18 protein-coding genes are annotated in these 21,448 nt (G+C 71.8%); 9 read left to right on the forward strand and 9 right to left on the reverse strand.

Annotated features, from left to right (window positions below; translation table 11 throughout):
* Nucleotides 1-39: 39 nt before the first annotated feature.
* Entirely contained in the window at nucleotides 40-1,128 is a 1,089-nt protein-coding gene (locus tag GH723_RS09770) for a Zn-dependent alcohol dehydrogenase (protein WP_153759469.1), read from the forward strand.
* Here the strand turns inward: GH723_RS09770 and GH723_RS09775 are convergent.
* The 7 genes from GH723_RS09775 to GH723_RS09805 are packed head-to-tail and all read right to left on the reverse strand — an operon-like array spanning nucleotide 1,125 to nucleotide 7,418.
* Complete coding sequence (locus GH723_RS09775; protein WP_153759470.1) at nucleotides 1,125-1,730, reverse strand: hypothetical protein; 606 nt, start codon at nucleotides 1,728-1,730, stop codon at nucleotides 1,125-1,127. The genes GH723_RS09770 and GH723_RS09775 overlap by 4 nt on opposite strands.
* Before the next feature lie 14 nt (nucleotides 1,731-1,744).
* Nucleotides 1,745-2,599: an SCO6745 family protein gene (locus GH723_RS09780; protein WP_153759471.1), complete on the reverse strand. Its 855-nt coding sequence runs from the start codon at nucleotides 2,597-2,599 to the stop codon at nucleotides 1,745-1,747.
* A 27-nt stretch (nucleotides 2,600-2,626) separates the two neighbouring features.
* A complete protein-coding gene (locus tag GH723_RS09785; RefSeq protein ID WP_407650245.1) occupies nucleotides 2,627-3,523 on the reverse strand; it encodes a glycosyltransferase family 2 protein in 897 nt (298 codons plus the stop codon).
* Entirely contained in the window at nucleotides 3,520-4,065 is a 546-nt protein-coding gene (locus GH723_RS09790) for a GTP-binding protein (RefSeq protein ID WP_229022761.1), read from the reverse strand. The genes GH723_RS09785 and GH723_RS09790 overlap by 4 nt, the downstream gene beginning before the upstream one ends.
* A 37-nt stretch (nucleotides 4,066-4,102) precedes the next feature.
* A complete protein-coding gene (locus GH723_RS09795; protein ID WP_153759474.1) occupies nucleotides 4,103-4,471 on the reverse strand; it encodes a DUF742 domain-containing protein in 369 nt (122 codons plus the stop codon).
* A complete protein-coding gene (locus tag GH723_RS09800) occupies nucleotides 4,468-4,890 on the reverse strand; it encodes a roadblock/LC7 domain-containing protein (RefSeq protein ID WP_153759475.1) in 423 nt (140 codons plus the stop codon). Before GH723_RS09800 ends, GH723_RS09795 begins: the two co-directional genes overlap by 4 nt.
* Nucleotides 4,891-4,901: 11 nt before the next feature.
* Entirely contained in the window at nucleotides 4,902-7,418 is a 2,517-nt protein-coding gene (locus GH723_RS09805; protein ID WP_195210227.1) for a sensor histidine kinase, read from the reverse strand.
* A gap of 169 nt (nucleotides 7,419-7,587) precedes the next feature.
* Between GH723_RS09805 and GH723_RS09810 the strand changes: the two genes are divergently transcribed.
* Together GH723_RS09810 and GH723_RS09815 are read left to right on the forward strand one after the other, a co-directional pair.
* On the forward strand, nucleotides 7,588-8,307 hold the full coding sequence (locus GH723_RS09810; RefSeq protein WP_153759477.1) for a DUF4388 domain-containing protein: 720 nt from the start codon (nucleotides 7,588-7,590) through the stop codon (nucleotides 8,305-8,307).
* Nucleotides 8,304-9,614, forward strand: coding sequence for a M18 family aminopeptidase (locus tag GH723_RS09815; protein ID WP_153759478.1), 1,311 nt, complete (start codon nucleotides 8,304-8,306; stop codon nucleotides 9,612-9,614). Before GH723_RS09810 ends, GH723_RS09815 begins: the two co-directional genes overlap by 4 nt.
* Before the next feature lie 17 nt (nucleotides 9,615-9,631).
* On the opposite strand, the gene GH723_RS09820 is transcribed toward GH723_RS09815, so the two are convergent.
* Complete coding sequence (locus tag GH723_RS09820) at nucleotides 9,632-10,957, reverse strand: DUF222 domain-containing protein (RefSeq protein WP_153759479.1); 1,326 nt, start codon at nucleotides 10,955-10,957, stop codon at nucleotides 9,632-9,634.
* Between the two features lie 509 nt (nucleotides 10,958-11,466).
* Nucleotides 11,467-12,699, reverse strand: coding sequence for an IS256 family transposase (locus GH723_RS09825; RefSeq protein WP_153758818.1), 1,233 nt, complete (start codon nucleotides 12,697-12,699; stop codon nucleotides 11,467-11,469).
* A 65-nt stretch (nucleotides 12,700-12,764) separates the two neighbouring features.
* Between GH723_RS09825 and GH723_RS09830 the strand changes: the two genes are divergently transcribed.
* The 6 genes from GH723_RS09830 to GH723_RS09855 all read left to right on the forward strand — a co-directional run bounded on the left by GH723_RS09830 (nucleotide 12,765) and on the right by GH723_RS09855 (nucleotide 21,433).
* A complete protein-coding gene (locus GH723_RS09830; protein WP_153761165.1) occupies nucleotides 12,765-13,973 on the forward strand; it encodes an IS110 family RNA-guided transposase in 1,209 nt (402 codons plus the stop codon).
* A gap of 137 nt (nucleotides 13,974-14,110) precedes the next feature.
* Complete coding sequence (locus tag GH723_RS09835) at nucleotides 14,111-14,821, forward strand: metal-dependent transcriptional regulator (RefSeq protein ID WP_153759480.1); 711 nt, start codon at nucleotides 14,111-14,113, stop codon at nucleotides 14,819-14,821.
* A 28-nt stretch (nucleotides 14,822-14,849) separates the two neighbouring features.
* Nucleotides 14,850-16,961 (forward strand): sodium-translocating pyrophosphatase, encoded by a 2,112-nt coding sequence (locus GH723_RS09840; protein ID WP_153759481.1) that lies wholly within the window; start codon nucleotides 14,850-14,852, stop codon nucleotides 16,959-16,961.
* Nucleotides 16,962-17,070: 109 nt separating this feature from the next.
* Nucleotides 17,071-17,514: a MarR family winged helix-turn-helix transcriptional regulator gene (locus tag GH723_RS09845; protein WP_153759482.1), complete on the forward strand. Its 444-nt coding sequence runs from the start codon at nucleotides 17,071-17,073 to the stop codon at nucleotides 17,512-17,514.
* Nucleotides 17,511-19,505: an ABC transporter ATP-binding protein gene (locus GH723_RS09850; RefSeq protein ID WP_229022762.1), complete on the forward strand. Its 1,995-nt coding sequence runs from the start codon at nucleotides 17,511-17,513 to the stop codon at nucleotides 19,503-19,505. The genes GH723_RS09845 and GH723_RS09850 overlap by 4 nt, the downstream gene beginning before the upstream one ends.
* A 5-nt stretch (nucleotides 19,506-19,510) precedes the next feature.
* On the forward strand, nucleotides 19,511-21,433 hold the full coding sequence (locus GH723_RS09855; protein WP_153761167.1) for an ABC transporter ATP-binding protein: 1,923 nt from the start codon (nucleotides 19,511-19,513) through the stop codon (nucleotides 21,431-21,433).
* Nucleotides 21,434-21,448: the final 15 nt, after the last annotated feature.

Here is a 21,448-nt window from a genome sequence, read left to right on the forward strand (position 1 = left end):
CAGGATGCGCTCCGCTGCCGACACAAGGGGAACCGAACGATGCGCGCCGCCGTCCTGAACACCATCCCGGGTGAGCTCGAGATCGAGGAGGTCGCGGTCGCGAGCCCCGGGCCGCACGAGGTCCTCATCCGGGTCGCGGCCGCCGGTCTCTGCCACAGCGACCTCCACTTCATCGAGGGCAAGTACCCCTACATGACCCCTGCGGTGCTCGGCCACGAGTCCGCCGGCGTCGTCGAGGCGGTCGGGGACCAGGTCACCTACGTGCAGCCGGGCGACCACGTGATCACCTGCCTCTCCGTCTACTGCGGCGGCTGCGAGAACTGCCTCACCGGGCACCCGTCGATCTGCACCGGCGCTGCGGCCACCGAGCGCACCGCCGACCAGCCGCCGCGCCTGTCCCGCAACGACGGCGAGCCGGTCCACCAGTTCCTGAAGATGTCCTCGTTTGCCGAGATGATGCTCATCCACGAGCACGGCCTGGTGAAGATCCGCGAGGACATGCCGCTCGACCGTGCCGCGCTCATCGGCTGCGGCGTCACCACCGGCCTCGGCGCGGTGTTCAACACCGCCAAGGTCGAGCCGGGCACGACGGTCGCCGTCATCGGCTGCGGCGGCATCGGCCTGAACGCCATCCAGGGCGCCCGCATCGCCGGGGCGAACCGCATCATCGCCGTCGACATGCTCGACTCGAAGCTCGAGCTGGCGAAGGAGTTCGGCGCGACCGACGGCGTCAACGCCGGTGCCGGCGATCCCGTCCAGCAGGTGATGGAGCTCACCGGCGGCGGCGTGCACCACGCGTTCGAGGCCATCGGCCTGAAGGTCGCCGCCGAGCAGGCGTTCGGCATGCTCCGGGCCGGCGGCACGGCCACGATCATCGGCATGATCCCCGTCGGCCAGAACGTCGAGCTGCCCGGCGTGGCCTTCCTGTCGGAGAAGAAGATCCAGGGCTCGAACATGGGCTCGAACCGCTTCCGGGTCGACATGCCCCGCTACATCGAGATGTACATGGACGGGCGGCTGAAGCTCGACGAGCTCGTCTCCCGGCGGATCACGCTCGACGAGGTCAACGACGGGTTCGCGGCGATGAAGACGGGCGAGCTGGCCCGCAGCGTCATCGTCTTCGACTAGCTGCTCGGCTCGCCGGCCACCAGCCGGTCCAACCCTCCCGTCGGGTCCTCGAGCAGCGGTCGCACGGCCACGATCGAGGGGCGTCGCGGCGGATCCGTGAAGCCCACGCCCAGGGGAGGGTGCAGCGGTGCCATCGCGCCCAGGTCCCGCCCGCCGACCGACGCCCACGCCTCCCGGGCCGGCCGGTACCGGTCGGCCCGGTACCACTCACGCACCCCCGTCGGGCTCTCACCGAACGTCCGGACGCCCATCGTGGCGCGGGCCACACGGTCCTCGACCCAGCGGGTGAACCACGCCGGGCGCCGACGCGGGAGCACGAGCCAGGGCCGGCCCGCGGCGATGCCGACGCGGAGCGGTCCGGCCGTCACCTCAAGGCCGGTGGCGCCACCTTCTGCTGCGACGTCGACGACCGACGTCCGATCGAAGCTGTAGACGGCGGTGATGAACGCCTCGGCCCGCTCGGTGGGCGACAGCAGGGTGCGCGTGCCGTCGGGCGCGGTCCACATGACGTCGGTGAACGGCCCGATCGGGGAGTCGACCCAGTGACCGACCACGATGCGATCGCCGGACGCGAACCCGCTGCTCGCGATGACGCCCGCCATGTGGTGGCGCACGGTCACCCGCGTGGGGACGACGCCGGTGGGCGCCCCAGCTCGCCCGACGCCACGATCGCCCTGCTCAACGGGCGGACGAGCTCACGCAGCCGCTGGACCTCGGGCTCGTCGAGGCGGGACCACGCGGCCATGGCCAGCTCGTCGGTGCGCCGCTCGATGGCCTCGCGCGCCGCGCGCCCCGCCTCGGTCGCCGCGCCCTCGTCGTCGATCCACCCACGAGCCCGTAGCGCGTCCTCGGCCGCCGCCCACTCGTCCTCGGGCCACGCCCGGGAGGAGCGCAGCACCCCCGCCGGCACGTCGCCCACCGACGCGTGGCTCACGAGCGCCTCGCAGCCCGAGGCGATGCCGGCGTCGAGGAGGGCGACGAGGTGCCCGTCGCCGCGGAACTCGCGGAGCAGGGTCAGCGCGTGCCACAGGGCGAGGTGCGGCTCGTCGGGCCAGTGCAGGCCGGCGTGGGCGGCGAACAGCGGGCGCCCGGAGATCGGGAGGTCCGTCGCCGCGCGGCGGGCCAGCTCGAGGGCCTCGGCGACCTCGCCGCTGGCGACGGCGTCGCCGAGGATGCGCCGCAAGGTCGCGTCGATGCCGCCGTGGCGGGCGTCGAGCACCTCCTGCGGTGTCGTCGCGTCCCACACCCCCGCCATCGCACGGCGGACCAGCTCCGGGTGGAAGTTGAAGAAGGTGGCGACGACGACCTCGGCGTCGACCGCCCCCATCGCCGCGGATCGGCTCGCGAAGTAGCCGGACCGACCGGCGAGCCCGAGCGCCTCGTACGCCTCCTGCGGCTCGGCGGCGAAGTAGACGATGCCGTGGTACGGCTCGAGGGTGCGGTGGGCGGAGCGGGCGAGGGCTGGGTCCATGGGCGGCGACGCTAGCCCGGGCCGCGATCAGCTCGGCTGCAGCCGCGCCGGCGGCGGGCCCAGGCGGCCCCGCAGGAAGTCGACGATCGCCCACAGGCGGGCCGACGGGTGGTGGAGGTGGTCCCGGGCGCGTGCATCGACCAGCGATCGGGTGATCTGCGCCAGCGCGACGAGCAGCCGGATCGCCGCGTGGTAGCGCCCCGAGTGCTCACGTACGAGCAGCAGCGTGTTGCGCAGCTGGAGGTAGGCGACCGCTGCGCTGCCCGGGCCCATCTCGGGGTTCCGGACCATCGCGCCGCGCACGAGCCCCACCTCCCAGCCGGCCGCCAGCGCCCGCAGCCCGAGGTCCGCCTCCTCGCAGTAGGCGAAGTAGCGCTCGTCGAAGAGACCGACGTCCTCGAGGGCGCGGCGCCGGGCGAGCATGAGCGTGCCGTGCGGGTGGTCGGCAGGTTCGAAGCCCGACTCGACCGACGGCGGCCGGGTGATGCCGCCGAAGTACGGGTCGACGACCGGGGTCGCCCCGTCGCCCACATCGGCGCTGACGAACCCCAGCCGGGGCCGGGCCGCCGCCACCGCGAGCAGCTCGGCCAAGGTGCCCTCGTCGGGCATGGCGTCGTGCGGCATGAGGCCGACCCACTCCCCCGCCCCCTCTGCGAGCCAGCGCCGGAACCCCGCGTTGGCGGCCGGTCCGAACCCGGCGTTGCGCCCGAGCTCGAGCACCTCGGCCCACGCCGGCAGGCCGGACCGCAGGAGGTCCAGCTCCGCGGGGCGCGACCCGTTGTCGACGACCAGCGCACGCACCGGGGCGCCCTGCGCGTCCAGGCGCTCCAACGAGCGCAGGCAGTGCGCGGCGCGGTTCCAGTGGACGACGACGACGGTCAGGCGGTCGTCGCCGCGGCGGTCATCGCCGCTGGTGGAGCTCAGGTGGACGCGGACGCCCGGACCAGCGCGTGCTGGACGAGCTCGATGAGCGCCACCTTCGTCGAGTTGCGGTCCCGCGCGTCGCAGGTGGTCATCGGCACGTCCTCCGGCACGGCGAGCGCCTCACGGAGCTCGTCGAGCGAGTGGCTGGGCTCGGCGCCGAAGATGTTGTGCGCGACGACGAAGGGCACGTCGCGGCCCTCGAAGTAGTCGACCGCCGGGAACGAGTCCTCCAGGCGGTTGCTGTCGACCAGCACGACCGCGCCGATGGCGCCACGCACGAGGTCGTCCCACATGAAGTGGAAGCGGGGCTGGCCCGGCGTGCCGAACAGGTAGAGGACGAGGTCGGTCCCGAGCGAGATGCGACCGAAGTCCATGGCCACGGTCGTCGACGTCTTGCCGGTCGCCTTCGACAGGTCGTCGATGCCCTCGCTGTGCGAGGTCATCGCCGCTTCGGTCGTCAGCGGGGCGATCTCGGAGACCGACCCGACGAACGTGGTCTTCCCGACGCCGAAGCCGCCGGCGACGATGATCTTGACGGGCATCGGTGCATCGGCCGACGCGGCCGGCTGCGCCGGCGCCTCAGAGTGCCTGAAGGCCATCGAGGACCCTTTCCAGGAGACGCAGGTCGGGGCGGTCCCCGACGTGGCTGGGACGGTTGACGGCGAGGTAGCCCTCCTCGGCGAGGTCGCCGACGAGGACGCGCGCCACCCCGAGGTGGATGTCGAGGTGGGCGGAGATCTCCGCGAGGGACTGCGGCGTGACGCACAGCGCCACGATGCGCCCACGTTCCAGCGCGAGGCGGTCCTGGGCGGCCAGCCCCTCGCTCGTGGTCGCGACCATCGCCTCGATGGCCAGGTCGGTCCCGGGGCGCGTCCGGCCGCCCGTCAGGGCATAGGGACGGATGCGCACGCCGAGATCGTTCTCGGAGGGACCTTCTGGTGTGCTCACCGGGGCAACGCTCCTTGCAGTTCGGCCCGCAGCTCGGGCGTCAGGACGGCACCAGCCTTCTCGACGAGCAGCGCCATCTCGTAGCCGACGAGGCCGACGTCGCACTCGCTGGTCGCCACCACAGCGAGGCAGGAGCCGTCGCTGATGCCGGTGACGAACAAGAACGCCCGCTCCATCTCCACGATCACCTCGTTCACGGCGCCGCCGCCGAAACGGCCGGCCGCACCATAGGCGAGACCGATGAAGCCCGAGGCGACGGCGGCGAACCGGTCGGCCGCCTCCCGCGACAGGCCCTTCGAGACCGCCATGGGGAGGCCGTCAGAGGAGACCACGACGGCCTCGTTGACGCCCGGGACCCGCTCGACGAAGTTCGAGACCAGCCAGTTGACGTTGCTTGCAGCTGCGCTCAGATCGGTCATCGACCTTCCTCTCAGTTCGATCCCTCGCCGTTCGGCGAGTCGGCTTCACGGCCACGGTGCAGGCCGGAGCGGTAGCGGGACAGCATGGCCCGGACCTCCTCCGGGGAACGCTGGGTGCGGGCGATGGGCGCCTCGGCCGTGGGCCGGGGCTCCTCCTGGGTGGCGGTGCCCGCGCTCTTCGGCACCCGCTTCACCAGGCCCGATGCGGTGCGGGCGGGCTCGGGGGCGCTGGCCGTGGCCGGCTCGGCCGCCGGCGCGGGCTCGTCGAAGGACGGAGCGGCATCGACCGGGGCCGGTGCGGCGAACGGCGCGTCGTGCTCGGTGGCCGGCGCATCGACGTCGTCGCCCATCAGGGCCGCCAGGCCGGCGTCGAAGGCTGCGCCCTCGGGGACGGCGGTGGCCAGCGAGTCCGGGGCCGGGACGTCGGGGACGTACTCGGCGGCGGGCTCCGGAGTGGCCTGCTCAGCGACCGGGGCGGGCGCGAACGCCGCCGACGGCGGGGTGGCCGGCTGCGGCTCGGGCTCGGCGACGGTGGCCGCCGGCTCGGGCTGGGCCGGAGCCTCCTCGACGCTGATGCTCGACGACTCGAGGATCGCGGTGGGCAGCGTCACCAGGGCGGTGACGCCGCCGGTCGGCGAGGAGGTGAGGCGCACGTCGATGGAGAACCGAGCGGCGAGGCGCCCGACGACGGTGAAGCCGAGCGAGCGGCTGAGGGTCAGGCCGACGAGCGGGGGCTCGGCGAGGAGCTTGTTCGTCTCGGCGAACTGCTCGTCGCTCATGCCGATGCCCTGGTCGGAGATCGACAGGACGTAGGTGCCGTCGGCGTTCTGGTGGCCGAGGATCTCGACGCTCGTCTCCGGCGGCGAGAACGAGGTGGCGTTCTCCATGAGCTCGGAGAGGAGGTGGGCGACGTCCATGGCCGCGGCGCCGGTGACGACGGCGTCGTCCATGGCGACGAGGTTCAGCCGGGCGAAGTCCTCGACCTCGCCGATGGCCACGCGGACCACGTCGGCGAGCGCCACGGGGCGGGACCGGCGGTGCCCGGTCTCGATGCCCGCGAGCACGAGCAGCGACTCGGCGTTGCGCCGCATGCGGGTGGCGAGGTGGTCGAGCTTGAACAGGTCCTCGAGGACGTCGGGGTCCTCCTCCTGCGACTCCAGCTGGTCGATGAACTCGATCTGGCGGTCGAGGAGCGTCTGGTTGCGGCGGGCGAGGTTGACGAAGATGTCGCCGATGCCCTTCTTGAGGAGCGACTGCTGCTCCTCGGCGACCTCGACCGTCACCCGCTGGATCGAGTCGAACGCGTCGGCCAGGTGGCCGATCTCGTCGCTGCGGTTCATGGAGATGGGCTCGAGGATGACCTCGCCGCCGCCGGAGCTCGGGCTCTTGAGCCGCTCGACCAGGGCCGGCAGCTGCTCGCCGGAGAGGCGGTCGGCCGCCTCGGTGAGGCTGCGGAGCGGACGGGTGATCCGCCGGGCCACGAGGAAGGCGAGGGCCGCGGAGCCGATCACCGAGGCGACGGCGACGAGGAGGAAGATCAGCGCCTCACGCTCGGTGTCGGAGCGGGCGTCGCTGACGGTGGACTCGACCGAGTCGAGCATCTCGAGGCCGACGACCGCCTGGGCCGCGACGACCTGGTCGCTCAGCGTGATCCACTCCTGGGGGGTGAGCGCCTCGACCGGCGGCTCGAGGTCGTCGAGGGCGGCGGCGATCGAGTTGGCCCGACCGTCGTTGTCCTCACCGCTGGTGAGCCACTGGATGTAGGGGGCCATGGCGTCGATCACCGAGAGGCGGAACTCCGTGGCACGCGTGGCGTCCTGGCTCTGGAGCTGGCGCCGGACGGCGGCGGCCTGCTCGGGGGTGGCCATGGCGAAGAACAGCTCGCCGTACTCCTCGGCGTTGCTGGTGGCCTCGACGAGGACACGCCACTGGCGGCCGGCGACGTCGAACTCGTCCTGGCCAAGCGCCAGGGTGAGGGCCGACTGGACCTGGGCGGCGCCCTCCCAGGCACGAGCGAGCGACACCAGCGCGGTCAGGTCGGCGGACACCTCGGGGAACGGCACCTCGTTCGACACGCCCGTCGCCACGTCGAGCTGGCGGGCGATGGTGTCGATGTACCAGGTGTTGACGATCAGCGGGTCGATCGAGCCGCGGTCGACCGAGGCCCGGATCGTGGCGATGTCGGCCTGGCGGGCGACGGCGGCGTCGCCGATGACCCGCAGCGGATCGGTCGTGCCCAGGTCGTCGACCTGGTCGGCGAAGTCGGCCAGCGTGGCGTCGGTGGCGCTGCGCTGCTGCTCGAGGCCCTCGGCGGCGTCGGGGTCGACGACGGCGAGGACGGACAGCGAGCGCTCGTTCTGGAGGGCGTCCATGGCGAACGCCGACGAACGGGCCAGCTCGACGTAGGTCTCGGCGGTGCGGGCGTCGGCGGCTTCGTCGAGCCGGTCCTTCGCGCCGATCCCCGCCACGGCCACCAGGACCAGCAGCGGTGGGAGCACGACGGCCAGGAGCTTCGTCCCCACCTTCATGTTTCGGAGCATGTCGTCCCTCGTGGACTCGGCGGTCGGGCCCGGTCGACGAGCCCTCCTTGACGTGGTTCCATCGGTCCTCGCTACGTGAACTTGAGCACACCACGAAGAGGGGTCGAACGGCCTAGATGCCCCCGTGACCTGCGACGACGGGGGTAGCGTGCGCCAGATGAGCTCCAGCACCTCCGGACTCGAAGGTCGCCTCGACGAGGTCGCGTTCGCCGACGTCCTCCGCCTCCTCAGGGCGTCCCGACAGGATGGCACGCTCCACCTCGACGCAGAGACCTCTCACGTGGCCGTCGTCGTCGGCCCCGAGGTCGTGCGCATCGCGACAACCGGCCTCGAGGGGTTGCGCGCGGCCGTCGTGGGCAGCGGCGTCGTCGATCCGGGGGCCTGGGACGCTCTGGTCGAGGCCGGCGACGAGTCCCCCGGCGCGGCCCTGGAGCAGCTGGTCTCGAGCGGCGCCGATCCCGACCGCCTACGGGCCCGCCTCTACGACCACACCGTGAACACGTTGTTCGAGCTGCTCCTGCCGAGCACCGCCCGGTTCGAGTTCCACGCCGGACGCTCCCACCCCTTCGCCGCCGATCCGGGCTACCCGTTCGAGGACGTGCTCGACGACGTCCGCCACCGCGTCGACGAGTGGCGCACCATCGCCGCCTCGATCCCGAGCACCTCGGTCGTGCTGCGTCGGGCCCCGCGCCTGCCGCTGACGAGCGGGCCGATCACCCTCAACCACGAGGAGTTCGAGCTCCTCGGGCTGCTCGACGGCCGTCGCGACGTCGCCGAGCTCGTCCAGCTCCTCGGCATGTCGGCGTTCCGGGTGATGACCACACTGCACCGACTCATCACCCTCGGGGCCGTCCTCCCCCCGGACCGCGACGCATGAGGTCGACGCCGATCACCGTCCCCGACGAGACGCGGGACCTGCTCCGCTTCATCGACGCCAGCCCGTCGCCGTACCACGCCGCCCGCAACGCCGCGGACCGACTGGTCGCGGGTGGGTTCACCGCACTCGACCCGATGGCGGCCTGGCCCGCCGGTGTCCGCCGCGGCGTCGTCACCGACGGCGGCGCCCTGGTCGCGTGGTCCGCGCCGGCGGGCTCGCCGCCCGATGCCCCGTTCCGCATCGTGGGCGCCCACACGGACAGCCCGAACCTCCGGGTGAAGGCCAAGCCGGACGTGGGCCGCGCCGGGTGGCGCCAGATCGGCGTGGAGGTCTACGGCGGCGCCCTCGTCAACTCCTGGCTCGACCGCGACCTCGGCATCTCCGGACGGGTCGCCGTCCGCGACGGGGAGTCGCCCCGGGGACACCGTGAGGTCCTGGTCAAGATCGACCGCCCGCTCCTGCGCGTGCCGCAGCTGGCCATCCACCTCGATCGCGAGATCAACGAGAAGGGCCTGCAGCTCAACAAGCAGCAGCACCTCGTTCCGGTGTGGGGGCTCGGTGCCCGCCGCCCCGGCGAGCTCGTGGAGCTCGTCGCCGACGAGGCGGGGGTGGCCTGGCACGAGGTCCTCGGGTGGGACCTGATGCTCCACGACCTCACCCCCTCCGCGGTCGGCGGCGCCTCCGACGAGCTGATCTTCGCCCCGCGCCTCGACAACCTCCTCTCGTCGCACGCCGGCCTCGTCGCCATGGAGCGCCTGGCGCCCGCGTCGTCCGATGCCATCGCGGTGCTGTGCCTCTTCGACCACGAGGAGGTCGGCAGCACGACGGCCACCGGTGCCGCCGGCACGCTGCTGGCCCGACTGCTCGAGCAGTCGGTCGCCGCCCGCGGCGGCGACCGCGCCGCCTTCCTCCGGGCCCTCTCCCGATCGACGTGCGTGTCCGCCGACATGGCCCACGCCACCCACCCCAACTACGCCGAGCGCCACGAGCCCGATCACCTCATCACCCTCGACGGCGGCCCGGTCATCAAGATCAACGCCAACCAGCGCTACGCCTCTGATGCCACGAGCGTGGCCACCTTCCAGCTGGCCTGCGACGACGCCGGCGTGCCCACGCAGCGCTACATCCACCGCACCGACCTCGCGTGCGGCTCGACGATCGGCCCGATCACCGCTGCGGGGCTGGCGGTCTCGACCGTGGACGTCGGCGTCCCCCAGCTCTCGATGCACTCCGCGCGCGAGCTGGCCAGCTCCACCGAGCCGGCGCGCTTCATCGCCGCGCTCACCGCGTTCCTCTCTCCCGCCTGAACCCGCGCCCGCGGCGGTCATGCGGGTGGTGTGGTGGGTGTGCGGTCGGGGCGGTGGATGGTCCAGGTGCCGTCGGGTGCGCGGGTGGGGTGCCAGCCGTGGTTCTTGAGCCGGTTGTGGGTGTCGCAGAGGACGGCGGCGTTGGCTTGGTCGGTGGGTCCGCCTCGGCTCGCGTCGATGGTGTGGTCGATCTGCAGGCCGCGTTGTCGGTGGCAGCCGTTCCAGATGCAGTGGAGGCCGTCGGGGTGGGCGAGGGTGTTGGTGAGCTCGGCAGCCTGGCGGGCCGAGCCGGTGAAGAACCGCCGGCGGCGTCCGAGGTCGATCACGTTGGAGTTGGCGTCGATGATCACGCGGCGGACCTGGCCGGCCAGTGCCGCGGCGACCACGTCGGACGGTGCGAGGGGCACCCCCGACACGGTGCGGCACACGCGCGGGCCGGTCGTCCGCGGCACCTGCGGGGCTTCAGCCGGCTCGCCGCCGGTGAGGGCGGTCTCGAAGGTGTGCAGGTCGACGACGATGTTGACCAGCGGCACGGCCCGGCCGACGGTGGAGGCCGCCCGGGCGAAGATCGCCGCGAGGGCGTCGGCGCCGCGCTGGGCGGCGCTGCGGGGCAGGTCGGCCTCGGTGGCGGCGTCACCGAGCCGGGCCCGGGCGTCGGCCCAGTCCGCGAGGAGCTCGGCGCGGGCGAACCACTCGAAGGTCTCCGCGATCGCGGCGCCCTGCAGGTTCCCGAACCCACCGGTGAGGGTGAACCCGCCGTCGTAGTTCTCCACCACCGATCCGGTCCGTCGTGCGTGGGACGTCTCGGCGTCCTGTTCGGTGCCGTCGACATCGACCAGGCGTTCCCACTCCCGCAACCACCGACAGAACCCCTCATGGGAGTGGTCCCGTGCCATCTCCACGATCACGTCCTCCACCACCGGCAACAGGTCCACGACCCGCGGGTTGCGCGCCACCCGTGCCACCGCCCGCACATGCCCGGTCGGCACCTCCCCCGCCCGATGCGCCGCAGCGAGGGCCGGCAGGTCCCGCAACACACGGGCGCAGTGCACCCGCGCCCGCGCCTCGCCGCGCGGCAACCGACCCAGGTGACGCACCGCCACCGCCGCCGACGCCAACCCGTCGACCGCGAACGCCTGCGAGCGGTCCAGATGCCCCGCCAGCTGATCGGTCACCGCGTCCAACCGGCGGCGCAGGACCTCCACGTCGCGCACCAACCGCATCTCCGAGCGGGCATCCAACGCATCGAGATCCACCGCCCCGAGCAGATCCACCGCCCGCGCCAACGCCGACAACGCCCCAGCCACCGTCGACTCCGCTTCCCCGACATCGAGCAGCACCACCGGTGCCACCTCCCACTCGCCATCGCCGCACACAAGCCGGCACCGAAGCCGACGAACACGGCAGTCCGGACCCGGGGAAGAACGACCCGACCACCTGCACACCACCCTACGCAGGGGGTGTGACAGTCATGATCGTTCTGCCGGTCCGGAACGGCGTGGAGGAGACTCCCCGGTGGTGGCCCCGCTGTTCGGGTCTGACCCTGGTGTGTGACTGACCGTCGTGTCCTTGTGATGAAGCGTCGGCCTGTCCTGGCGGGACCACCACCTCGGGATTCTCGGCCGTTCGGAGTGACCTCATAGGAGCCTGTTCGCGCAGACTCGCGACTGTCTTGTCCTCCCGGTCGGTGATCCCTCCGCCTCGTGTGACCGAACCGAAGGGATCGAAGACGATGATGACAGCCCCAGCCCGCCGTGTCACCGGTGGGGTCGACACCCACGGCGATGTCCATGATCGTGCCCCGTGGAGTGGTGGAAGTAGGTCTGTGAGCCTTGGCTTCGCCAGCCTGAGGTTACGCGGCTGGCAGCGCAGGGTTCGTCGTGGTCACCTCCGTGGGGTCGGGATCGATGGCGGCCATGCTCTCTTCGGAGAGGTAGCGGCGTTCGGAGATGGCCCAGTCGTCGTGTTGGTCGAGCAGGACGGCGCCGACGAGGCGGATGACCGAGGCGTCGTCGGGGAAGATCCCGACGACGTTGCTGCGGCGCTTGATCTCTTTGTTGATCCGCTCGAGGGGGTTCGTGGAGGCGATCTTGCGCCAATGCGCCCGGGGGAACGCGGTGTGGGCCAACACGTCCGCTTCGGCGCCCTCCAAGATCGCGGCGGCCTTGGGGAACTGACCCTCGAGGACCCCGACGACCTCATGCAGCTGGGCCCGGCACCCCTCTGCGGAGGGCTGGGCGAAGATCGTGCGGACCGTCGCGGCGACCATGTCTTTGGACGCGGAGGGCACGGTGCCCAAGATGTTGCGCATCAGATGCACCTTGCAGCGCTGCCAGGACGCGCCGGCGAGCACTCGTGGGATCGACGCCTTCAGCCCGGCGTGGGCGTCGGAGATGACGAGGCGCACTCCGCTGAGGCCTCGGTCCTTGAGGCCGCGGAGGAACGCGGTCCAGAACACCTCGTCTTCGCTGTCGCCGACGTCGACACCGAGGACCTCGCGGTCACCATTGGCGGTGACACCGGTGGCGACCACGACGGCCCGGGAGATGATCCGGTGGTTGATGCGGGCCTTGATGTAGGTGGCGTCGAGGTACAGGTAGGGGAACTCGACGTGGTCCAGGCGTCGGGTGCGGAACACGGCGACCTCTTCGTCGATCCCCGCGCAGATCCGCGACACCGTCGACTTCGACACCCCCGACTCACACCCCAGCGCCTGGACCAGATCGTCGACCTTCCGGGTCGAGGTGCCGGTGGTGTAGGCGGTCATGATCACACCCCACAGCGCCTTGTCGACCCGCCGGCGCGGCTCGAGCAGCGACGGGAAGAACGACCCGACCCGCACCTTGGGGATCCGCAGCTCCACATCACCCGCCGGCGTGGACAGCAGTCGGCTCCGAGAGCCGTTGCGCTGGTTGGTGCGGCTGTCGGTTCGCTCGTGGGGGCCGGCACCGATCGCGGCGGTGAGCTCGGCGTCGATCAACTCCTGCATCCCCGCCTCGAGCAGCCGGCGGAACAGCTCCTTGCTGTCACCATCGCCCAGACGCGCCAGCAGGTCAGCAACTCGGGCATCATCGTCATGGGTCATCGCGTGAGTTCCTTCCAGTGAGTGCTTTCGCAGGTCTCACCAAGGCTCACGCGATGGCCCAACCCATGGGGGGACCGTCTCGCTACCTACACCACCTCACGGGACGCCAACATGTCCATGTCGCTGCCGTTCTCGACAGCGCGACGGGCCGATGCCTCGGCGTCGAGTCCTTCCCCGCCGAGCGGGCCGGTTACGCGGCGTTGCACGCCTGGTTGGCCGGCCACGGCGAGGTTGACGCGGTCGGGGTCGAGTCGACCGGATCCTGGGGTGCGGGACTGTCCCGGCACCTGACCGCCGCCGGCGTCGGGGTGATCGAGGTCGACCGGCCCGACCGCAAGACCCGCCGGCAGGAAGGCAAATCCGACCCCATCGACGCCCAGGCCGCCGCTCGGGCGGTGCTCTCGGGCCGGGCCACTGGCACGCCGAAGTCCGGGGACGGGCCCGTTGAAGCGATCCGGGCGCTCGAGATCGTCTGCCACGGCGCCACCCGCGACCGCACCCGGGCGATCAACCAGTTCAAGGCTCTGCTCGTCACCGCCCCCGCCGACCTGCGAGAACACCTCGCCGGGCTCTCCTTCTCCCGACAGCTCGAGCTCGCCCGCCGCTTCCGCGACCACGACGACATCGTCGAGGCCCAGGTCCGGTTCGCGCTCAAGACCCTCGCCCGCAAGATCACGTTCCTCGACCAGCAGATCAACGACCTCGAAGCCCGCATGAACACCCTCACCGGCCAAGCCGCCCCGGCGCTCGCCGGAACCTTCGGCGTCGGCCCCCACGTCGCCGCCCAGCTCCTCGCCGCCCTCGGCGACAACCCCGAACGGATCAGCAGCGAAGCCGCGTTCGCCAAGCTCTGCGCCGCCTGCCCCATCCCCGCATCGAGCGGCAAGACCACCCGCCACCGGCTCAACCCCGGCGGCGACCGGCGAGCGAACAACGCCCTCTACACCATCGTCCTGGTCCGCATGCGCCACCACGCACCGACACGCGCCTACGTCGCCCGCCGCACCGCCGAGGGCAAGACCCGCCTCGAGATCATGCGCTGCCTCAAGCGCTACGTCGCCCGCGAGATCTTCAACGTCGTCACCCGACCGCCAGCGGTCCCCACCGGACACGACATCCGCCAACGACGCCTCCAAGCCGGCATCACCCTCACCGCCCTCGCCAACACCCTCGACATCGCCCCCATCCGGCTCTCACGCCTCGAACGAGGTCTCGACTTCAACAACGACCTCGCCACCCGAGCCGCCACCTGGCTCACCCAGAACGCCGCTTGACATCTATAGGAGCTTCACCCGAACCGGCCGAGCGGTGCGGTGCTTGACCTTCGCCGACGCCCGGACCTAGGTTTCCGGCGCCCGAAAACTCTGATTGGGCCGCACGCGAGCGGCCCGGGGGATCGCCGAGAGCCGACGTGCCGGACCAGCTGAGCCGCTCCGACCGAGAGATGCTGAAGGCCATCTACCGACAGACCGTCGGACACACCGCCGACCCCGACCGGTTCGCTCACACCGGCGACCTCGCCGAGGCGATGGGCACCTCGCCCGGCACGGCCACGAGCCACGTCAAGCGCCTCGCCGACCGAGGTCTCGTGAGCCACACCCCCTACATCGGGGTCCGCCTCACCGACACCGGCCGTGCCGCGGCCGTCGGCGCGATCCGCCGCCACCGGCTGGTCGAGCGCTTCCTCGCCGACTACCTCGGCTACGAGTGGACCGACGCCGACCGGCTCGCCACCACCTTCGAGCACGACCTCCCCGACGAGGTCGAGCAGCGCCTCTTCCTCGCGCTCGGCGAGCCGACGAGCTGCCCTCACGGCTTCCCCATCCCCGCGGCGACCGACGTCGAGGTCGTCCCGCTCCCCCCGCTCTACGACCTCGAGCCCGGCGATGTCGCCGTGGTCGCGGTCCCCGGGTCGACCGACCCGGCACTGGTCGAGTACCTCGACACCATCGGGCTCCGGCCCGGTGCCCACGTCGAGGTGCGCGAGAAAGAACCGTTCGACGGGCCCGTCCTGGTGCGCGTCGACGGGCAGGACCGAGCCCTGGGGCGCACCGTCGCCACCCAGGTGTTCGTCAGGGCGCTCGACGGCTCGCCGCCGCCGGGCGACCACCCAGCAGCCTGACCCCAACCGTCTCGCAGAGGAGACCTTCGTGGAAGCAGTTCCCTACCTGGCCGTGTTGGCGGCGGTCGCCGCGCTCGGCCTCGCCGCCTTCTTCTACGGCAACGTCAAGAAGGCCAGCCCCGGCGACGAGCGCATGGTCTTCCTCATGACCGAGATCCAGAAGGGCGCCAAGGCGTTCCTGAAGCAGGAGTACACCTGGGTCTCGGGCTTCGTCGTGGTCATGGCGGTCCTCATCGCCCTGGTGATCGCACCGCTCGGCGCGGTGTCCTACGTCCTCGGCGCGGTGCTCTCCGCGGGTGCCGGCTACATCGGCATGACCGTGGCGACGATGGCCAACGCCCGCACGACCGAGGCCGCGAAGGACGGGCCCGCCAAGGCTCTGCCGCTCGCGTTCCGTGGCGGCGCGGTCATGGGCTTCTCGGTCGCCGGTCTGGCCCTGCTCGGCCTCAGCACCTGCTACATCCTCTTCGTCCTCGGCACGGGCGGTGAGGACGCGTTCGAGATCATCACCGCGTACGGCCTCGGTGGCTCGACCATCGCCCTGTTCTCTCGCGTCGGTGGCGGCATCTACACCAAGGCCGCCGACGTCGGCGCCGACCTCGTCGGCAAGGTCGAGGCCGGCATCCCCGAAGACGACCCCCGCAACCCGGCCACGATCGCCGACAACGTGGGCGACAACGTCGGCGACGTCGCCGGCATGGGCGCCGACCTCTTCGAGTCCTACGCCGGGTCGATCCTGGCGCCCATCTCGCTCACGGCATTCGCCCTGTCGATCGACGCCGACGCCATCGACGCCAGCATCCACGTCCCGCTGCTCATGTTCCCGATGGCCGTCGCGTTCGTCGGCATGATCGCCTCGATCATCGGCTCGTTCACCGTCCGGGGCGGCACGTCCACGGACAGCTCGGCGCTCTCGAAGGCGCTGCACCTCGGCACCAACATCGCGATGGGCCTCACGCTCGTCGCCACCGTCGGCCTCGCATACTGGCTGTTCGCAGGCGACGACTTCGAGGCCCCCTACGGCCTCGCCGTCTCGGTCATCGGTGGTCTCGTCGTCGGCTGGGCTCTCGGCAAGACGGCGGAGTTCTACACCTCGGACCACTACGGCCCGGTGAAGAAGATCGCCAACCAATCCGAGACCGGCCCTGCCACGACGATCCTCGGCGGCATCTCCGCCGGCATGGTGTCGGTCGCCGCCTCCGTCGCCCTCATCGTGATCGGCGTCGGCGTCGCCTACTGGGGCGGGCAGATCACCCTCGAGCAGCTCGCTCTCGACAACCCGGCCATCCCGGTCGGCTTCGGCGGCATCTATGGCATCGCCCTGGCGGCCATCGGCATGCTCGCCACCACCGGCGTCGTCGTCTCCGTCGACGCCTACGGCCCCATCGCCGACAACGCCGGCGGCATCGCCGAGATGGCCGAGCTCGACCCGTCGGTCCGCGAGGTCACCGATGCCCTCGACTCGCTCGGCAACACCACCGCTGCGGTGGCCAAGGGCTTCGCGGTCGGCTCGGCGGCGCTCACGGCGCTGGCCCTGTTCAAGTCGTTCGAGTTCGCCGTGGCCAAGGCCGGCGGCGAGCTGTCGCTGAACGTCGGCGAGGTCGAGGTGTTCATCGGCCTGATCATCGGTGCCGGCCTCCCGTTCCTCTTCGCAGCCCTCACGATCGACGCCGTCGGTCGCGCCGCCCAGCAGATGATCGAGGAGGTCCGCCGGCAGTTCCGGGAGATCCCGGGCCTCCGCGAGGGCAAGCCGGGCGTCAACCCGGACTCGGCCCGTTGCGTGGCCATCTCGACCAAGGCCTCGCTGCGAGAGATGGTCATCCCCGGCTCCCTCGCCGTGGTCGTGCCGCTCGTCGTCGGGTTCATCGACGTCGGCGCCCTCGGCGGCCTCCTGGCCGGCGCCCTCGTCACCGGCTTCGCGCTCGCCATCTTCATGGCCAACGCCGGCGGCGCGTGGGACAACGCCAAGAAGTACATCGAGGCCGGCCACCACGGCGGCAAGGGCTCCGACCCGCACAAGGCCGCCGTCGTCGGCGACACGGTGGGCGACCCCTTCAAGGACACGTCCGGTCCGGCGATGAACATCCTCATCAAGGTGATGACCATCGTGGCCCTGGTGTTCGCCTCGGCCTTCGTCTGATCCTGTCCGCTCCCGCCGGGCGGGCTCCGTCGACCGATGTCGGCGGGGTCCGCCCGGCGGCGCGTCCGGGTGCTGTGCAGACCAGAGATCGTTCAGGCACACTAACTATGTGCCCGTCGAACGAATCTCCCGCGAGGCCGCCCACGCCGCCGCCGTCCTGGCCAAGAGCGTCGAGCGCGCCCTGCACGACGCCGACCTCTCGCCGTCGCAGTACCGGCTGCTCGTCTACCTGAGCGATGCCCCCTCGGCCGCCACCGCCCTGGCCAAGAAGCTGTCGGTCACGCGGCCGAGCCTGACCGCGCTCGTCGACACGCTCGAGCAGCGCGGCTACGTGGTGCGGGGCAACGACCCGACCGACCGGCGCCGGGTGACCCACGAGATCTCCGCCGAGGGCCGCGCCGCGGTGGCCCGGGCCGACGCCACGATCCAGCAGCGGCTGGGCACCTGGCTCGACGCCCACCTCACCCCCGACGAGGTGGCGGCCGTCAACACCGGGCTCGAGCTCTGGCTCACCGCCCTCCGCAACGCCAGCGCCCGCCGGGTCGAGGCGTGAGGAGCACCCTCGAGCGCGACGTCGAGGCCCTGGGCACGCGCGACCAGGCGGCGCCCCGCTCCCCGTTCGAGCCGTTCTCGGTCGAGGAGCGCCACCCCGCGCCGCTCGCGGGGATCGACCCCGACCGGGAGAAGGGGTGGATCCGCCGGATCGCCCCGATGCTGCGGGCCCGCCGCCACCTCTTCGCCGCGGCGCTGTCGCTGTCGGCCCTGTCGATGGTCGCGAACGTCGCGGTCCCCCGGGTCGTCGGCCTCACGATCAACGAGGCGCTCGACGCCCGCACGGCCGAGCTCACCACGTTCGTCTGGATCCTGCTCGGCCTCGCCGTGGCGCGCGGCGTGACCACGCTGGCGTCGCGGTTCTTCCTCTTCAAGGTGGCCTACGGGCTGGAGTACGACCTGCGGGTCACGGTCTACGAGCACCTCTCCCGGCTGTCGTTCTCCTACTTCGACCGGGTGCAGTCGGGACAGCTGATCTCCCGCGCCAACTCCGACATCCGGTCGGTCCAGATGTTCCTCACGTTCGCGCCGATGATCTCGCTCCAGGCGCTCACGTTCGTGCTCGCCTTCGGGCTCATGCTCACGGTGCACGTGCCGCTCACGTTGGTCGCGCTGCTCCCCCTGCCCTTCGTGTTCCTGGTCGGCGTGCGGATGCGGTCGTTCATGTTCCCGATCTCCTGGGTCGTGCAGTCGCGCACCGCCGACGTGGCGACGATCGTCGAGGAGGACGTGAGCGGCATCCGGGTGGTGAAGTCCTTCGCCGCCGAGCAGCAGCAGGTGAACGCGCTCGCGGCCGCCGCCGACCGCCTGCGCTGGGCGACGACCAAGCAGATCGACCTGCGCGCCACCTACGCGCCGATGATGGAGAACCTGCCGCGGCTCGGCACCGCGATCGTGCTGCTCTACGGCGGCTGGCTCGCCATCGACGGGGCGATCCGGATCGGCGACATCGTCACCTTCACCAGCTACGTCGTGATGCTCCAGGCGCCGTTTCGCATGATCGGCATGCTGATGATGATGAGCCAGCGCGCCGCGGCGTCGGCGGCGCGGATCTACGAGATCCTCGACGAGCGGCCGGAGATCGTCGACCGCCCGGGCGCCGTCGACCTCGTCGATCCGGTCGGCGACGTCCGGTTCCGCGACGTGCACTTCTCCTACGCCAGCGGACACCAGGTGCTCGACGGCCTGGACCTGGAGGTCGGGGCCGGCGAGACCGTCGCCATCGTCGGCCGGACCGGGAGCGGCAAGTCCACCGTCGTCCGCCTGCTCACCCGCTTCTACGACGTCGACGACGGGGCGGTCGAGATCGACGGGCACGACGTCCGCGACCTCACCCTGCGCAGCCTGCGGCACCACGTGGGGATCGTCCTCGACGAGCCGTTCCTCTTCTCCACCTCGATCCGGGACAACATCGCCTACGGACGACCGGACGCGCCGATGGAGGAGGTCGTCGCCGCGGCGGCCGCCGCCAACGCCGCCGAGTTCGTCGACCGGCTCCCCGACGGCTACGACACGCTGGTCGGCGAGAGGGGCTACACGCTGTCGGGCGGCCAGCGCCAGCGCCTGGCCATCGCACGCACGCTGGTCGTCAACCCCAAGGTGCTCGTGCTCGACGACGCCACCAGCGCGATCGACGTGCGGATCGAGGAGCAGATCCACGAGGCGCTCGCCCGCCTGATGGCGGACCGCACCACCATCGTCATCGCCCACCGCCTGTCGACGATCAGCCTGGCCGACCGCGTCGCCCTCCTCGAGGGCGGACGGATCGTCGCCCAGGGCACGCACGCCGACCTGATGGCGGAGGAGCCGCGCTACCAGGCCGTGCTCGCCCACCTCGAGGAGGACCAGGCGGCCCGTGCGGCGGCCCACGCCGCGCGCGCCGAGGCCCAGGCGACACGCGCGGCGGCGCTCGACCGGCTCCAGCAGCGCGCGACCGGCGGCGGGTTCGACGGGCCCGGCGGGATGCCGGGCGGCTTCGGAGGGGGACGCTGATGGGGATGATGGGAGCAGGTGGCGGAGGCGCCTTCGCCGCTGCACGTGGCGGCGCGGCGCAGTCCGGGCTGCCGTTCGCCGGCATCCCGCCGGAGCTGCAGAAGAAGGTCGACGACCTCCTCGCCACCGAGCCGGACACCCCGGCACCCACCGTCGAGTTCAGCCACAGCCGCTACGACCGGCGCCGCCTCCGGCTGCGCACCCTGCTCGCCCCGCACGCGCTGGCGCTGGTCGGCGCGTTCGGCCTCGTCCTGCTCGAGACGCTCGCCCTCCAGGCCGGCCCGGTGCTCACCCAGATCGGCATCGACCACGGCATCCGCGCCGGCGACAAGGGCGTCCTCGTCGTCGTCGCCGCGATCTACCTCGTCAGCATCGTGGCCAACGTGTACGCCGCCCGTGCCCGGGTCGCCTGGTCCGGGCGGGTGGGCGAACGACTGATGTACGCCCTGCGGGTGCGGGTCTTCTCCCACCTCCAGCGCCTCGACGTGGGCTACTTCACCGGCGAGAAGGCCGGACGGCTGATGAGCCGGATGACGAGCGACATCGAGAGCCTCACCCAGCTGTTCCACGAGGGCCTCATCCAGATGGTCGTCCAGGCGCTCACGCTGATCGTGGTGGTGGTCGCCCTGTTCACCTACGACGTGCAGCTGGCGATGGTGACGCTGTTCGTCATCGTGCCGTTCATGCTCGTCATGACGGTGTGGTTCCGGTCCGCCTCCGACCGGGGCTACGTGGTCGTCCGCGACCGGATCGCCGACGTGCTGGCCCACCTCCAGGAGAGCCTCTCCGGGGTGCGGATCGTCGCGGCCCACAACCGCCAGCGCCAGAACGTGGCCGAGCACCGCAACGAGGCCGGCAGCTACCGGGAGGCCAACGACTACACGGCCAAGGTCGGCGCGGCCTACAGCGCCGGCACCGAGGTGGTGGGTATCGCGGGCCAGGCCATCATCCTGCTCGTCGGCGGGCGGATGGTCCTCGACGGCGAGCTGACGGTGGGTCAGCTGACCGCCTTCGTGCTCTTCCTCTCGACCTTCTTCGCACCGATCCAGCAGCTGGTGAACCTCTACAACACGTACCAGAAGGGCCAGGCGTCGATGAGCAAGCTCGCCGACCTGTTGGCCACCGAGCCGCTCACCGCGGAGCGCGACGGCGCCGTCGAGCTCCCGCCGGTCGACGGCGAGATCTCCTTCGAGGACGTCGAGTTCGCCTACGTGCCGGGCACGCCGGTCCTCACCGACCTCGACCTCACGATCCGGGCCGGGGAGGTGTTCGCCCTCGTCGGCGCCACCGGTGCCGGCAAGTCGACGATCGCCAACCTCGTCACCCGGTTCTACGACCCGACCCGCGGCACGGTCCGCATCGACGGCCACGACCTGCGCGACGTCACGCTGTCGTCGCTCCGGCGCCAGCTCGGCATCGTCCCCCAGGAGCCGTTCCTCTTCGGCGGGTCGATCCGCGACAACATCGCCTTCGCCCGTCCTGACGCCACCGACGAGGAGGTGGCCGAGGCGTGCGCTGCCGTCGGCATCGACGACCTGGTCGCCCGGCTGCCCCAAGGGGTCGACACGCCGTGCCACGAGCGCGGCGTGTCGCTCTCCTCCGGTGAGCGCCAGCTGCTCGCCCTCGCCCGGGCCTTCCTCGCCCGGCCTCGCGTGCTCGTCCTCGACGAGGCCACCTCGAACCTCGACCTGCGCTCCGAGGCCAAGATCGAGCGGGCCCTCGACACGTTGCTCGAGGGCCGCACGGCGATCATCATCGCCCACCGGTTGGCCACGGCCATGCGGGCCGATCGGATCGCCGTCGTCGACGGCGGCCGGATCGTCGAGCTCGGCAGCCACGACGAGCTGGTGGCGCTCGGGGGCGAGTACGCCGACATGTACGCGACCTGGGAGCGCCACGCCGCCGGCGAGCGCACGGCCGAGGTGTAGGCAACGCCGGGCCGG

It is taken from the genome of Actinomarinicola tropica, from assembly GCF_009650215.1.
Taxonomy (GTDB): Bacteria; Actinomycetota; Acidimicrobiia; order Acidimicrobiales; family SKKL01; genus Actinomarinicola; species Actinomarinicola tropica.